Origin of the sequence: Candidatus Palauibacter sp. (genome assembly GCF_965222475.1) — a bacterium.
Classification (GTDB): Bacteria; Gemmatimonadota; Gemmatimonadetes; order Palauibacterales; family Palauibacteraceae; genus Palauibacter.
Genome location: NZ_CBDCUB010000001.1, coordinates 249,978 through 264,761 on the forward strand (window position 1 = coordinate 249,978; position 14,784 = coordinate 264,761).

Genomic DNA, 14,784 nt, shown 5'->3' on the forward strand with positions numbered 1-14,784 from the left:
TTCAGGTCGAGCAAACTCGCTCATCCCAGTGCAATCGACGGCGATGAAGGGGGGGAACCCCGGTGCCGGGTGGACTTCGCCGACCTTGCGCTCACTCCTGGGGTCGGCGCTACCCGCTACCGCGGGCCCAGCGCCTGCCCCCCGGCCCTATTGTCAGGCAGGCCTTCTGCGATGCATGTATCACCGCCGCTTCTTCGTCCCTGGATCCGCCCACGCGTTCATGGGCTTGCCCTGGGGCGTCAAGTACTGGGTTGTGCATTTCGAAGGGAGATCTGGATCGGAAGATGACGACCGGCGATCTGGGCTGGATCACGAACTACATCTGGGGGATCGCGGACGACGTGCTGCGCGATGTCTACGTGCGCGGCAAGTACCGCGACGTGATCCTTCCCATGACCGTGCTGCGTCGGCTCGACGCCGTGCTGGAACCCACCAAGCAGGCCGTCCTGGACATGAAGGACAAGCTGGATGAGCTGGGGATCGCCGACCAGAAGGTGGCCCTGCGGCAGGCGGCGGAGCAGCCATTCTACAACACCTCGAAGTTCACCCTGCACGACCTGCGGGCGCGGGCCAGCCGGCAGCAGCTCAGGGCCGACTTCGAGGACTACCTCGACGGGTTCTCGCCCTCGGTGCAGGACATCCTCGAGAACTTCGAGTTCCGGAATCAGATCCCGAGGCTCGACAGGGCCGACGCCCTGGGCGCGTTGATCGAGAAGCTCACCTCGCCGGACATCAACCTGAGTCCGGAGCCGGTCATGAACACCGACGGCACGGTCCGGCACCCGGGGCTCGACAACCACGGCATGGGCACCGTCTTCGAAGAGCTGATCCGGCGCTTCAACGAGGAGAACAACGAGGAGGCGGGCGAGCACTTCACGCCGCGCGACGCGGTGGAGCTCATGGCGAAGCTCGTCTTCCTCCCGGTCGACGACGAGATCGATGACGGCACCTATCTGCTCTACGACGGTGCGTGCGGGACCGGCGGCATGCTGACCGTGGGAGAGGACGTGCTGCAGCAACTCGCGGAGGAGCGGGGCAAGCAGGTGTCCACCCACCTCTTCGGCCAGGAGATCAACGCCGAGACCTACGCCATCTGCAAGGCCGATCTCCTGCTAAAGGGGGAAGGCGAGGCCGCCGACAACATCGTGGGCGGTCCGGAGCATTCCACGCTGTCCAACGACGCCTTCCCGACGCGCGAGTTCGACTTCATGCTCTCCAACCCGCCGTACGGGAAGAGCTGGAAGACGGACCTCGAGCGCATGGGCGGCAAGAAGGAGATGCGGGATCCGCGGTTCGTGATCGAGCACGCGGACGATCCCGAGTACTCCCTGGTCACGCGCTCCAGCGACGGCCAGATGCTCTTCCTGGCCAACAAGCTCTCCAAGATGAAGCAGGGAACCCGACTCGGGAGCCGCATCGCCGAGATCCACAACGGCAGCTCGCTCTTCACCGGATCGGCGGGGCAGGGCGAGAGCAACATCCGCCGCTGGATCGTCGAGAACGACTGGCTGGAGGCGATCGTCGCCCTGCCGCTCAACATGTTCTACAACACCGGCATCGCCACCTACGTCTGGGTGCTCACGAACCGGAAGCCCGGGCACCGGCAGGGCAAGGTGCAATTGATCGACGCCACCAAGTGGTTCCGGCCGCTCCGGAAGAACCTGGGGAAGAAGAACTGCGAACTCGGGCCGGACGACATCGAGAGAATCTGCCAGACGTTCCTCGATTTCGAGGAGACCGAGGAGAGCAAGATCTTCGACAACGAAGCGTTCGGCTACTGGAAGGTGACGGTGGAGCGGCCGCTGCGGCTGGCCGTGGACCTGTCCGAGCAAAGGAGGGACACGTTCTTCGATGCCTGCCTTGAAGTGGACGAGGAACAACTTGGAAACGCGGTCGAGTCGCTGGCGCCGCGCCTCGGGCAGGGTCCCCACCTCGACTTCAACCGCTTCCTGGAAGCGCTGAAAAACGAAATGCCGCTCCATCGGGTCAAGATGACCGCGAAGCGGAAGCGGCTGCTGCAAGCCTCGCTGGCAGAGCGGGATGAGACGGCCGAGCCGGTGGTCAAGAAGATGCATCGACGCGGTACGGTCGCCGATCCGATCCAGGGTCTTTGTCTTTACGATGTTGGCGGCGGAGGCGGCTCGCGAGTCGTCGAGTACGAGCCGGACACTCAACTGCGTGACACCGAGCAGATTCCGCTCAAGGAGGAAGGCGGCATCGAGGGGTTCCTGCGTCGCGAGGTGCTTCCGTACGCCGAGGACGCCTGGTACGTCCCGAAGAGCGTCAAGACCGGCTACGAGATCAGCTTCAACCGGTACTTCTACAAGCCCGAGCCGATGCGGACGCTGGAGGAGATTCGCGCCGAGATCGCGGTCGTCGAGCGGGAAGCGGAGGGATTGCTGACGGGGTTGCTGGTGCGCGAGCCGGTGCCCGCGTACGGGAAGCTCCGCGTCTACGCCGACACGTCGGTGATCGGCGGCTGCCTGGACGAGGAATTCCGAGGGCCGTCGCGGCGGTTGATCGAGCGGTGTGCGCGGGGCGAGATCACCCTGGTGATTTCGGAAGCTACCTCCCGGGAACTCGATGACGCCCCCCAGGCGGTGCGCGATATTCTGACGTCAATCGACCCGGGCCATTTGGAAGAGATCGAGATCACGCGCGAGGTCCAGAATCTGGCGAACCGGTACATTGAAGCGGGCGCACTCGCCGAGACGTCGCTCCGAGACGCGGAACACATCGCCGCTGCGACGGTGGCTGGCGTCAGCGTGCTGGCGAGTTGGAACTTCCGGCACATGGTGAACTTGTGGCGGATCCAACGATATAATGAGGTGAACCTGGAACGGGGACACGTCCCCCTCGACATCCGCAGCCCGAAGGAGCTCGAGAATGACGGGTGAGGCCGAGAAAAAGTCGTTCGATGTCATGAAATGGCTCCGCGAGACCCGCGACCGCCACTACGAGGAGACCAAGGACATGACTCCGGAGGAGCGGCTGCGATGGCTCAAGAAGCGTCCATCAGATCCCGTTCTGGCGGAATTCTTCGACCGCATCAAGGCGCCGGAAACCGTGCGGACTGCCGTGCGTGGGTCCGGCACTTCCGAGACACAAAGGGATGACGAGCACGACCCCGGTTCGGTCGGATGACCTTGGCGTGCCCCGTAGGAGTTCGAGCATAAAGAGTGATGCCGACGAGAAGTCTTTCGACGTCATGAAGTGGCTCCGCGAGACCCGCGACCGGATCAACGAGGAAATTGTGGACACGTCCGGCGAGGAACTCCGGGAGCGGTTCTCCCGGCGGCCAAGGGATCCCGTACTGGCCGGGCTGTTCGATCGCAGGAAGGTGCCGGAGGGCAGGAAAGCCCCGGCTTTGGCCACCGAGGGATGAGGCACACCATTCCAAGCGTGAAGCAGGGAAGCCGGTCGAGCATGACGGCACTGCAACCCTATCCGGTCTACAAGGACTCCGGAATCGACTGGCTGGGGGAGGTGCCGGAGCATTGGGAGGTAAGAAGGCTGAAGACGCTTGCCCACATGCAGAGCGGTGACACCATCACTGCGATGTCCATCGACGAGACTGGACAACACCCGGTGTATGGTGGCAACGGGCTGCGAGGGTACACGTCGAGCTACACTCACGATGGGGACTTCGTACTCATCGGCCGACAGGGGGCTCTGTGCGGCAACGTACATTTGGTGCGCGGACGCTTCTGGGCCTCAGAGCACGCAGTGGTGGCAACTCTACATGTCGGCCACGTTCCCTATTGGTTCGGTGCTCTCCTGCGGGGCATGAACTTGAACCAGTATTCGATTGCGGCCGCTCAGCCGGGTTTGTCCGTTGATCGAATCTTGAACCTCTGGGCACCCGTGCCTCCCAAGCTGGAACAGACGGCCATCGCCCGCTTCCTCGACCGCGCCGACCGGCGCATACGGCGCTACATCCGGGCGAAGGAACGGCTGATCAAACTCCTGGAGGAGCAGAAGCAGGCCATCATCCACGAGGCGGTCACGGGCCAGATCGATGTCCAGACGGGCCAGCCGTATCCGGCCTACAAGGACTCCGGCGCGGCGTGGCTGGGGGACATACCAGAACACTGGGAGAGGCGACGGCTCAAGACACTTCTGCGAGCCGTCGATCACCGCTCCGCGACCGGTGAAGAAACGCTGCTTTCGTTGCGGCGAGACCACGGAATAGTGGTCTATTCGGAGCACTTTGCTCGGCCTTCCCAGGGGCAGACTCTCGTCGGATACAAGCTTGTCGCTGCGGGTCAACTGGTGGTGAATCGTCTTCAGGCAAACAACGGTCTGATCTTCTGTTCGGATATCGATGGACTTGTGAGTCCGGACTACTCGGTGTTCGAAGCGAGAATCCCGTTCCGGATGGACTACTTGGAGGAGCTCCTTCGGACATCGACGTATCGTGCCTATTTCCGACGTGTCGCACGAGGTCTGGGTACCGGTACCGCTGGCTTCCTGAGGCTGTACGACGGCACGTTGCTTGCCACAACGGTGCATCTGCCACCTGAGCGAGAACAGAAACTCATATGCGACTGGATTGTCCAGCACGTAGCGAGGCTTGAAGACGCGACGGGTCGGCTACTACGCGAGTTGCAACTCATTGACGAATACCGAACCCGGCTGATCGCCGATGCAGTGACGGGCAAGCTCGACGTGCGCGAGGCGGCGGCCAGACTGCCAGAGGCAGACCCGTCCGGAGTCGAAAGCCGCAGCGCCGCCGTCCACACCGAATCGAACCTACATGCGTCCGAACGCGACATCGCGAAGGAGGCAGGCGCATGACGGACTGGAACACATGCCCGGCAGTGGAACGCAGCCCCCGCAAGATCAGCGGGGCCTGGGCCTTCACCGGCACGAGGGTGCCGGTATACGCCCGCTTCGAGAACCTCGCCGCAGGCGCGACGATCAACGAGTTCGTCGAGTGGTTCCCGGGCGTCGAGGAGCGGCAGGTCCGCGCGGTGCTCGAACACGAGGCGAAGGCGCTGAGAACGGCGGTGGCGCGTTGAGGCAGCTGTTCGACGAAGGCACTCCCGCCCGCCCCGCTTGATCGCCGATGGCGTCACCGGCAAGCTTGCTGCGCGGGAGCCGGCGGCGCGCCGCCGGATGGAGACGACGATATGGGGGATCAACGATCAACCGAAGGGCTGTTCGAATGACCGAATCGACCTGCCACGATCAGCTCGGTCGACCTTCCCACGCGGTGGCGGAAGCCGGCCGGCTGGTGGGCCTCACCGCGGGGAGGGTACGCCGCTGGCTAAGGGGGTACGAGTACAGCTACGGTGACGCCGTGCGTGGTCTGCCGCCGGTGCTGCGGGGCAGTGGGACCGAGAGTTCCTACGCGTCCTTCCTGGACCTTGTGGACTTGCTCTTCGTGAAGCGGTTTCTCGATCACGGCGTGTCACTTCAGAAGGTCCGCCGCGCACTCGACGAGGCTCGCCGGGTCCTGGGCACGGAACACTTCGCGAGGCAGACATTCTTCACGGATGGCGGATCGATCCTTCTCCGACTCCGGGAAGGAGTCAATAAGGGCCGGGGGGAAGCGATCCTCGAACTCATGTCGGGCGGGCAGTGGGTGATCGCGCCCGTTATTCGGGAACTTGCGCGGCAGATTGAATTCGAGTCTCCCGAGGGGCTGGCTAGCCGGTGGTATCCGCTCGGGCGGAATAGGCCGGTGGTGCTGGATCCCATGGTGTCGTTCGGTGCGCCCTCGATAGCGGGCCGAGGTGTCAAGACGATCAACATCCACGATCTCTTCGTGGCCGAGGACGAGAACCTGGAGTCTGTCCGCACTTGGTGGGAGTTGACGGACGCCGAGATCCACGCGGCAGTGGATTTCGAGCGTCAGCTGGCGGCATGAGGTTCTTCGTCGACAACAACCTCAGCCCGCAGCTCGCGTCGGATCGCCCGTGCCCGCTCCGGCTCGCCGCGCCCGCCTCCGCGGGCACGATGTTCAAACCGGACAACTTCATTTGCTCCCCACACGGGACATGCCAGATTGTCGCCAACGGCTCTGGAGCGCATATATTACGGGCCGATGTCCGATGACGGGCGGATGCCACGCCCGCCGAAGAACTCTTCGGACAGTGCGGCTGAGCGATGCCGCCGAAGAAGGAAGAGGGCATTGGAGCAGCAACGGGCTTGGGATGAAGCGCGAGTTGGCCGCCGTATTCCCGTTAGATTCGGGGAACCGGAAGCCGGACCGCTGTCGAGTGACTGCGGTATCGGATGGCATACTTGGAGCCGACGGGACGCTGACAAGTGAGAAAGAGCATGAGCGAAGCGACTGAGCTAGCATTACCGCGCGCTGTCCCAGACACGCATTTCGATTCGCACGCGGCAGCCTTAGCGGAAGCGAGGCGCCGAGGAACCGAGGTGACAACCGGTGCCGTGACCCGGATCCGGAAGTCTCCTTACGGGGGGTATGTCGTCGTTAGTGTTCCGGCGAAAGCCCTGGCGAGGGCCATCCGAACAGCGGGCGGAAGAGTCTTGGTCCGCGGTACTCACGGATACGGCGAGGTGTACTCGGATGAGTGACGAGGGCAACCTCCCCGCAAAAAGAGACGAGCAGCCACCCGACCTTCGGGTTCTCGTGGAGTTGGTGTCCAAGGCTCTGGAACTGGAGACAACGCGGGTTGCAGTATCCACCAAGGAAGCCGAAATAGCGGCCGAAGCCCTCAGGGTCGCGGACGCGGACAACGAGCGCCAGTACCAATTCCACTCCAACCGCTTTGTAAAGCAACATGGCCATCGGACAGAGCGCTGGCGTTCGAAGAACAAGAAGCAGTGGGTTCTCATAGGGGCTGCAATCGGGTTGCCTGTCGCGATCTTGGCGTTCCTCTTCCTTGGCAACTCCGACCAGCAGCAACAAGCCCTTCAGGTGATCGGGCACGCGATGTCCTTCGGTGCCGGGGTGGGGTTTGGGTACTTCCTCGGTGCCCGAGGGGGCAAGGGCACCGACTAGCGCCAGTGCGAGCCCCGCGGGCCCGTTTCTTGCCCGCCCCGCTCCACCCGGCCAACTTTAGACCATGCACCGCTCCTTCAACACCGCCGGCCCGGTCAGGCCCGGGCGAGACTACTGCGTGCCCCCGCTGGAGCGGTTCGATCTGGACGAGGTGCTGGGTCTCATCCGCACCGAGCGCTACTTCGTGCTGCACGCGCCCCGGCAGACGGGGAAGACATCCTCCCTCCTGGCGCTGCGCGACCTGCTGAACGGCGGTGCGGAAGGCGACTACCGGTGCGCCTACATCAACGTCGAGACCGCGCAGACCGCCCGCGAAGACGTGGGGCGCGCGATGGGCGCCATCGCCGTCCAGATCGCCGCCGAGGCCGAGGACACGCTGGGCGAACCCGCGTTCGCGGAGGAGGTTCTCCGGTACGACGCGGAACGGCGGCCGCACAGCGCATTGTGGGCCCTGCTGCGGAAGTGGGCCAAGGCCGGCGCCCCGCTGGTGCTGATGATTGACGAGATCGACGCGATGGTGGGGGACTCGCTGGTGTCGGCCCTGCGGCAGCTGCGCACCGGGTACGCCCACCGTCCGGAGGCGTTTCCGCAGAGCGTCATCCTGTGCGGGGTGCGCTACGTGCGCGACTACCGGATCCGGGCGAGTTCCGAGCGGGAGGTGATCGCGGGGGGGAGCGCCTTCAACATCAAGGCCGAGTCGCTGCGCTTGGGGGATTTCACCCGGGCCGAGGTCGAGACCCTGCTGGGCCAGCACACGGACGAGACGGGCCAGGAGTTCGCGCCGCCGGCGGTGGAGGCGGTGTGGGCCCAGACGCGCGGGCAGCCGTGGCTGGTGAATGCGCTCGCCAGACAGCTCTGCTTCAAGCGCGAGCGTCCGCTCCCGCGCGGCCGCCCCATCTCGGAGCGGGGCGTGTTCGACGCGCGCGAGACGCTGATTCTGCGCCGGGACACGCACATCGACCAGCTCGCCGACAAGCTGCGCGAGCCGAGGGTGCGGCGCGTCGTCGAGCCGTTGCTGGGCGGGGACGACGGAGCGCACTCCGAAGCCGACGCCGACTATGCGCGGGACCTCGGCCTGGTGGCGGCGGATCCCCCGCTGCGCATCGCGAACCCGATCTACGCGGAGGTGCTGCCCCGGGTGCTGACCTCGGTCCTTCAGGACGAGATGCCGAAGCGGACGGCGTGGTACGTCGGTGCGGATGGAGCCCTCGACATGGACGGGCCGCTCTCGGCGTTTCAGGAGTTCTTCCGCGGGAACTCGGAGCACTGGATCGAGCGGGCGCGGTACCGGGAGGCCGGCCCGCAGCTGGTCCTGCAGGCGTTCCTGCACCGGGTCGTGAACGGCAGAGGCCGGATCGAGCGCGAGTACGCGCTTGGGAGCCGGCGGGTGGACCTGCTCGTGGTCTGGCCGGCGGGCGACGGCCGCGAGAGCCGGTTCGTGGTGGAATGCAAGGTGGTGAGGGAGGGGCGCTCCCACTCGCGCACGGTCGAGAACGGGCTGGAGCAGACGGCGGCCTACATGGACCTGAGCGGAACGGACGCGGGCCACCTGATCGTCTTCGACATGCGGGCGGGACGAACGTGGGCCGACAAGGTGTTCCGCGAAGAGCGCACGTTCGGGGACGCGCGCATCACGGTCTGGGGGGCATGACCACCGACCTCACCGAACGCGGCCTCGAACGCCTGATCTGCGAGGCCCTCGCCGGCGACCCCTGCGATCCCCCATCCGGCCGCACCGTCGGGGAACGTGTTGCCCCCTACGGCGGCGTCGGCTGGTCCCCCGGCAACCGTCACGACTACAACCGCGAGTACTGCGTCGACCTGATCCAGCTCCGCGCCTTCCTCCACGCCACGCAGCCGGACGCCGCCCCCGCTTTCCGCCTCGACGAGGACGGCCCCACACGCCGCAAGTTCCTCGCCCGCCTCCAGGGCGAGATCGGCAAGCGCGGCACGATCGACGTCCTGCGCAACGGGATCAAGCACGGCCCCCACGACCTCGACCTCTTCTACGGCACACCGTCCGCCCGGAACGAGACGGCCCGGCGGCGCTTCCTCCAGAACCGGTTCAGCGTCACGCGCCAGCTTCGGTACAGCCGGGACGACACTCAGCGCTCGCTCGACATCGGGCTCTTCATCAACGGGCTCCCCGTCTTCACGTTCGAGCTGAAGAACAGCCTCACGAAGCAGACCTTCAACGACGCCATCCTGCAGTACAGGCGGGACCGCAACCCGCGCGAGCCCCTCTTCCGGTTCGGGCGCTGCGTGGCGCACTTCGCGCTCGACGAGAACGAGGTCCACTTCTGCACCCACCTCCGCGGGAAGGCGTCGTGGTTTCTGCCCTTCAACCGGGGCTGGCGGCGCGGGGCCGGCAATCCGCCCAACCCGAACGGCCTCAAGTCGGAATATCTGTGGCGAGAGGTCCTCACCCGGGCGAGCGTGGCCAACATCCTCGAGAACTACGCGCAGGTGGCGGCGCCGAGGAACGCGAAGACCGGCAGGAAGAAGAAGGTCCAGATCTGGCCGAGGTACCAGCAGCTCGACGTGGTGCGCCGGCTCCTGGAGGACGCCCGCGCGCACGGGGCGGGGAAGCGGTACCTGATCCAGCATTCGGCCGGCAGCGGCAAGAGCTATTCGATCGCCTGGCTGGCCCATCAGCTCATCCCGCTCGAAAGGGACGGCAAGCCCGTCTTCGATTCGATCATCGTCGTCACCGACCGCCGCATCCTGGACAAGCAGATCCGGGACACGATCCGGCAGTACGCCCAGGTGGGGTCCACGGTGGGGCACGCCGAGAAGTCGGGCGATCTGCGCCGGTTCATCACGCAGGGCAAGAAGATCATCATCTCGACGATCCAGAAGTTCCCCTTCGTCCGCGAGGAGATCGGCAACGAGCATCGCGGGCGCACCTTCGCGATGATCATAGACGAGGCACATTCGAGCCAGGGCGGAAAGACCGGTTCGGCGGTCTCGGCCGTGCTGGGCGAGTCGGACGAGGCGGGCGAGGACGAGCCCTACGACGAGCGGCTGAGACGCCTGATGGAGTCGCGCAAGCTGCTCCCCAACGCGAGCTACTACGCCTTCACGGCCACGCCGAAGAACAAGACGCTGGAGATCTTCGGCGCTCCGGACCGTCAGAGCGACGACACGGTCCGGCACCTGCCGTTCCACAACTACAGCATGAAGCAGGCGATCCAGGAAGGGTTCATCCTGGACGTGCTCAAGCACTACACGCCGGTCCAGAGCTACTACAAGCTCGCCAAGACGGTGGAGGGCGACCCGGAGTTCGACGTCGGGAAAGCCCGCAAGAAGCTCCGGCGCTACGTGGAGGGGCACGAGCACGCGATCCGGCTCAAGGCCGAGATCATGGTCGACCACTTCCACGAGCAGGTGATCGCCCAGCGGAAGATCGGCGGCCAGGCGCGGGCGATGGTGGTCACCAACGGGGTCGAGCGCGCGATCCAGTACTACCGTGCCATCCGCGACTACCTGAAGGAGCGCAAGAGCCCGTACGAGGCGATCGTCGCGTTCTCGGGGGAGAGGGACTACGGCGGAGAGAAGGTTAGCGAGAGCACGCTGAACGGGTTCCCGTCGTCCAGGATCGCCGAAAGGTTCCGGGAGGATCCGTACCGCTTCCTCATCTGCGCCGACAAGTTCCAGACCGGCTACGACGAACCCCTCCTCCACACCATGTACGTCGACAAGACCCTCTCGGGGATCAAGGCGGTGCAGACGCTGTCGCGGCTCAACCGGGCGCACCGGAAGAAGCACGATGTCTTCGTGCTCGACTTCCTGAACGACGCGGAGACCATCACCGAGGCCTTCTCGACCTACTACCGCACCACGGTCCTGGCCGACGAGACCGACCCCAACAAGCTTCACGACCTGCAGGCCGACCTCGACGGCGCCCAGGTGTACTCGCCCGACCGGGTCCGGGAGTTCGTGCAGCGGTACCTGGACGACGTGGAGCGCGAGCAACTCGACCCCATCCTGGACCGCTGCGTGGCGGTGTACGTGAACGAACTGGGCGAGGACGAGCAGGTCGCGTTCAAGAGCAAGGCCAAGGGCTTCGTCCGCACCTACGCCTTCCTCTCCTCGATCCTCCCCTACAACAACCCGGACTGGGAGGAGCGCTCGATCTTCCTCAACTTCCTGATCCCGAAGCTGCCGTCGCCCGTGGAGGAGGACCTGTCGAAGGGCATCCTCGACACGATCGACATGGACAGCTACCGGGTCGAGAAGCGCGCGATGCGGAAGATCATGCTGGAGGACGAAGACGCGGAGATCGAGCCGGTGCCGGGCGTCGGGGGCACGGGCAGGGGCGAGGCCGAGATCGACCGCCTGTCGGCGATCATCGAGCAGTTCAACGATCTGTTCGGCGGCATCGACTGGCAGCACGCCGACCGGGTCAGCCGGATGATCACCGAGACGATCCCGGCCAAGGTGGCGCAGGACACGGCCTTCAGGAACGCCCGGGAGAACTCGGACCGCGAGAACGCCCGAATCGAGCACGACAGGGCGCTCGCGCGGGTGATGACGAGCATCATGAAGGACGACACCGAGCTGTTCAAGCAGTTCGTCGACAACACCGACTTCAAGCGCTGGCTGGGCGACACCGTGTTCCGGCTGGCCTACGAAGGAGGGCACACTCCTCAAGTGCGATGAAAGCCTTTGTGGAGATCTTTGTCATGTTGGGGGAACTTCTCTCCGCGGCTGAGGACCGCACCGAAGCGGACGGCGGCGAGGAGACTCAATGAGCGAAGGACAGCGCCTCGAATGGAAGACCGCGTGGCGGGACGACCACCTCAAGTCCGTATGCGCCTTCGCCAACGCGGCTGGCGGCACGCTGGAGATCGGCCGCGACGACGAGGGCACGGTCGTGGGAGTCGGTGCCCGCGAACGCAGACGGTTGCTGGAGGAACTGCCGAACAAGCTCCGTGACCTGCTCGGCGTCGTTGCCGCGATGCATGTGCGGGAGGATGGCGGTGTCCCCTACCTGCGCATCATCGTCGAGCCGTACCCGGTGGCGATCAGCTACCGAGGGGTCTACTACCAGCGTAGCGGAAGCACGAACCAGATACTCCGAGGTCCTGCTCTGGACCGCTTTCTGCTTGGAAAGACCGGCAGGTGTTGGGACGGGATGCCGGATCCACGGGTATCGCTGGAAGATCTCGATCCAGCCGCGCTGGCCGGGTTTCGCAAGCGGGCAAGGAAGGAGGGGAGGCTTTCGGGGAACGCGCTCGACGACGACGATGCCGGTCTCATTGAGAAGCTGCGTCTCACGGACGGCGACTACCTGACGAAGGCGTCCGTTCTCCTGTTCCATCGCGATCCGGAGCGGTTCGTGGCGGGTGCGCATGTGAAGGTCGGCTATTTCCGAAACGAATGGGACGTGCGCTTTCACGATGTGATATCCGGCGATCTCTTCACACAGGTCGACAAGACCATGGAAGTGCTGCTCTTCAAGTACCTGAAGGCAGGCATCGGCTACGACGGGATCCACAGGGTGGAAAGCTATCCGATGCCCGAGTCGGCGCTTCGGGAGGCGCTGCTGAATGCGGTGGTGCACCGGGACTACGCGATCCCCGCGCCGATCCAGATTCGAGTACACGATGACCGCCTCCGCATCTACAATCCGGGCTCTCTACCCGAGGGTTGGACGCTCGAGAAGCTGCTGGGCCCGCACCCGTCCCGGCCCTACAACCCGGACATCGCGAACGCCTTCTTCTGGACCGGCGAAATCGAGTCGTGGGGACGCGGGATCGACCGCGTTCTTCGTGCTTGCAGAAGGGCCGGGACACCGGAACCGGAGATCCACCTGGAGCCTGGAGGCCTTTGGTTCGAGTTTGGGTTTTCGGATGACTACCTGGAGAGCGTCGGCGTGGCGGGAAAGCGCAGCGAGGGTTCGGACGCGACCGCCGAGGGATCGGGCGGAGACCGGGTCGGCACCAAGTCGGCACCAAGTCGGCACCAAGTGGCGATTCTACGGAAGTCGTTGTCGGCGCGGCCCATCACGGAACTCATGGCGGTGGTGGGGAGAAAGGACCGCACCAAGTTCAGGAACCAGATTCTCAGACCGATGATGGATGCTGGGTGGATTGAGATGACGATCCCTGACACGCCTACGAGCAGGAAGCAGCGGTATCGGATCACTGCGGCCGGGAGGGCCGTGCTGGCGGCGGTGGAATGAAGACTGAAGCAGGAGAGAAGGCATTCGACCGCTCAACACCCCGGTTCCGGCGGTGGTTCGGCCCTCTGGAAGAGACCGCAGCCGAACATCCCCGGAATCTCGAACGGAAGCGGGCCCAGTTCGCGCGCGTAGCGCTCGCCGAGATCCATCATCATCACGCCGTCGACGGTGTCGAAGCCCGCCCCCGCCATGCGCGCGCTCATGGCGGCCAGGCTGAAGTCGGAGACCATCGGCTCGCCTCGCTTCGCACGTGCGTCGTGGCATCGCTGGGCCTGTCTTTCTGTAGCTGGAGGATCTTTCCGAGGGTGCGCGGTTGCACGGTCGGGTTCATCAGATAGGATCGCCCGACGATGCCTGCTCCAACCGAACGTCTTCCGTGTGGTACGCGCGCAATGCGCGCTCGCCATCGGGTTCGCGGTAGAAGACGATGGACTGTCGCCGCGATTCATCCGTGGCAGCCTCGGACGCCTCGATCCAGCGCTCAATGTGCATCAGGACCGCGTCAAAATCGCTGCGAATGAGCCGGGTCTTCTCCACGCGCTCCGCCAGTTGGCCTCCGAGTAGACGACGCATGCCGCGCGGGAGGCGCCGATCACCGGGGAGGCGGAGGTCACCCAGGAGTCGGGACAACCCCGACTTGGCCGCCTCTCCCTTGAGCTTCCTGTGGTAGGCCCCGACGCGGTCGTCATCGAGGATTTGCCGGAATTCCCCGCCGTACCGTTCGATCTTCTCGCGCAGCCGGGGTTGCCGGAACTCCACGACGTCCGGATCGTTCTGGAGCGCCAGGTACAGCTGCAGCACGTCGATCTGGATGTCGTAGAGACTTGCCAGGAAGAACCGATTGAGGTCCGACACGGCGGACTTGGCGTCCTCCTCCGAATGAACGTCTCCGGTTGCCAGCAGTCCGTATTTGGAGCGCAGCAGGCTTACGTCGTGCTCGACCCTAGCCAGCCTGTCCGGCACGTCGCTGGCGAATCGTCGGCAGCGCTCGAATTCGGATCGGATCTCGTCAATCCGCTCCGCCGCGGTCTCGAACCGGGCGTAGTCTTCGGCGTCCAGGAGGCGGCGTACGCGCTCCACCACTTCGGCGAGCTGTCCGAGCGTCCTCTGCGCCCGGTCGAGGCGTGCGCAGATCATCAAGGACGAGACGGTCGTGAAGAGCATCACCGGCGCCACAACCGGCATAAGGGCGCTGCTCGCGGCAACGAACGGCGCTTGTCCCACGATCCCGGCAGGGCCCATGACGGCTGAACCGACCCCCGTCCCGATGGTCATCAGGCTCGCCGGGTTGGCTGTCGCCAGGAACACATTGCCGGCGAGCAGCGACGACGCGGCCGTGCTTCCGGCGCCGAGCGTCGGGAGCAGCCAGCCGCTCTCGATTACTCCGCCGGACTCGAACGGACGATCCTCGGACCACGACGCTCGCAACGCCTCACTGGCATCCCGGCCGAGGTCGACTAACGCAATCGAGCGACCCTCGTGCGTCAGAACCTGTCCCACGGGGTTGCGTGGTATGTCCTCTTGGGATCCGACAATCTCCACGTGCGCTGTCCTGCCTGTCCGAGACCTCCGCAAATTGCGGCTCGGCTCAACATCGCGCGGTGGCCGGAGCCTCGGCAAG

The 14,784-nt window shown here is 65.1% G+C and carries 11 protein-coding genes and 1 pseudogene; 10 read left to right on the plus strand and 2 right to left on the minus strand.

The genetic code is table 11. From position 1 onward, the window contains the following. Window positions 1-284: 284 nt before the first annotated feature. The 10 genes and pseudogenes from ACOQPP_RS01110 to ACOQPP_RS01155 all read left to right on the plus strand — a co-directional run. Window positions 285-2,414, plus strand: a pseudogene (locus tag ACOQPP_RS01110) (type I restriction-modification system subunit M); the annotation flags it as partial. Between the two features lie 472 nt (window positions 2,415-2,886). Next, entirely contained in the window at window positions 2,887-3,144 is a 258-nt protein-coding gene (locus tag ACOQPP_RS01115; protein WP_420635688.1) for a hypothetical protein, read from the plus strand. Further along, complete coding sequence (locus ACOQPP_RS01120; protein WP_420635689.1) at window positions 3,113-3,385, plus strand: hypothetical protein; 273 nt, start codon at window positions 3,113-3,115, stop codon at window positions 3,383-3,385. The genes ACOQPP_RS01115 and ACOQPP_RS01120 overlap by 32 nt, the downstream gene beginning before the upstream one ends. Before the next feature lie 41 nt (window positions 3,386-3,426). Then, window positions 3,427-4,797 carry a restriction endonuclease subunit S gene (locus ACOQPP_RS01125; RefSeq protein WP_420635690.1) on the plus strand — a complete coding sequence of 457 codons (1,371 nt, stop codon included), beginning with the start codon at window positions 3,427-3,429 and terminating at the stop codon, window positions 4,795-4,797. After that, window positions 4,794-5,021, plus strand: a complete 228-nt coding sequence (locus ACOQPP_RS01130) for a DUF433 domain-containing protein (RefSeq protein ID WP_420635691.1) — start codon at window positions 4,794-4,796, stop codon at window positions 5,019-5,021. Before ACOQPP_RS01125 ends, ACOQPP_RS01130 begins: the two co-directional genes overlap by 4 nt. Before the next feature lie 146 nt (window positions 5,022-5,167). Beyond that, window positions 5,168-5,872: a hypothetical protein gene (locus ACOQPP_RS01135; RefSeq protein ID WP_420635692.1), complete on the plus strand. Its 705-nt coding sequence runs from the start codon at window positions 5,168-5,170 to the stop codon at window positions 5,870-5,872. Between the two features lie 669 nt (window positions 5,873-6,541). Beyond that, a complete protein-coding gene (locus ACOQPP_RS01140; protein ID WP_420635693.1) occupies window positions 6,542-6,976 on the plus strand; it encodes a hypothetical protein in 435 nt (144 codons plus the stop codon). Between the two features lie 118 nt (window positions 6,977-7,094). Continuing rightward, window positions 7,095-8,627 carry an AAA family ATPase gene (locus tag ACOQPP_RS01145; protein WP_420635694.1) on the plus strand — a complete coding sequence of 511 codons (1,533 nt, stop codon included), beginning with the start codon at window positions 7,095-7,097 and terminating at the stop codon, window positions 8,625-8,627. Continuing rightward, window positions 8,624-11,638, plus strand: coding sequence for a type I restriction endonuclease subunit R (locus ACOQPP_RS01150; protein WP_420635695.1), 3,015 nt, complete (start codon window positions 8,624-8,626; stop codon window positions 11,636-11,638). Before ACOQPP_RS01145 ends, ACOQPP_RS01150 begins: the two co-directional genes overlap by 4 nt. 88 nt (window positions 11,639-11,726) lie before the next feature. Beyond that, entirely contained in the window at window positions 11,727-13,163 is a 1,437-nt protein-coding gene (locus ACOQPP_RS01155; protein WP_420635696.1) for an ATP-binding protein, read from the plus strand. 32 nt (window positions 13,164-13,195) lie between these two features. Here ACOQPP_RS01155 and ACOQPP_RS01160 read toward each other — a convergent pair whose 3' ends face one another. Then, the gene (locus ACOQPP_RS01160; RefSeq protein WP_420635697.1) at window positions 13,196-13,393 is read right to left on the minus strand and encodes a hypothetical protein; all 198 of its coding nucleotides are present in this window, start codon (window positions 13,391-13,393) and stop codon (window positions 13,196-13,198) included. 100 nt (window positions 13,394-13,493) lie between these two features. Next, window positions 13,494-14,663 carry a hypothetical protein gene (locus ACOQPP_RS01165; protein WP_420635698.1) on the minus strand — a complete coding sequence of 390 codons (1,170 nt, stop codon included), beginning with the start codon at window positions 14,661-14,663 and terminating at the stop codon, window positions 13,494-13,496. Between the last annotated feature and the right edge of the window lie 121 nt (window positions 14,664-14,784).

Coding starts and splice junctions, on each gene's coding strand:
- ACOQPP_RS01125 (WP_420635690.1), top strand. CDS start 3,427: ATGACGGCACTGCAACCCTATCCGGTCTACAAGGACTCCGGAATCGAC.
- ACOQPP_RS01140 (WP_420635693.1), top strand. CDS start 6,542: ATGAGTGACGAGGGCAACCTCCCCGCAAAAAGAGACGAGCAGCCACCC.
- ACOQPP_RS01115 (WP_420635688.1), top strand. CDS start 2,887: ATGACGGGTGAGGCCGAGAAAAAGTCGTTCGATGTCATGAAATGGCTC.
- ACOQPP_RS01155 (WP_420635696.1), top strand. CDS start 11,727: ATGAGCGAAGGACAGCGCCTCGAATGGAAGACCGCGTGGCGGGACGAC.
- ACOQPP_RS01120 (WP_420635689.1), top strand. CDS start 3,113: ATGACGAGCACGACCCCGGTTCGGTCGGATGACCTTGGCGTGCCCCGT.
- ACOQPP_RS01160 (WP_420635697.1), bottom strand. CDS start 13,393: ATGGTCTCCGACTTCAGCCTGGCCGCCATGAGCGCGCGCATGGCGGGG.
- ACOQPP_RS01135 (WP_420635692.1), top strand. CDS start 5,168: ATGACCGAATCGACCTGCCACGATCAGCTCGGTCGACCTTCCCACGCG.
- ACOQPP_RS01130 (WP_420635691.1), top strand. CDS start 4,794: ATGACGGACTGGAACACATGCCCGGCAGTGGAACGCAGCCCCCGCAAG.
- ACOQPP_RS01150 (WP_420635695.1), top strand. CDS start 8,624: ATGACCACCGACCTCACCGAACGCGGCCTCGAACGCCTGATCTGCGAG.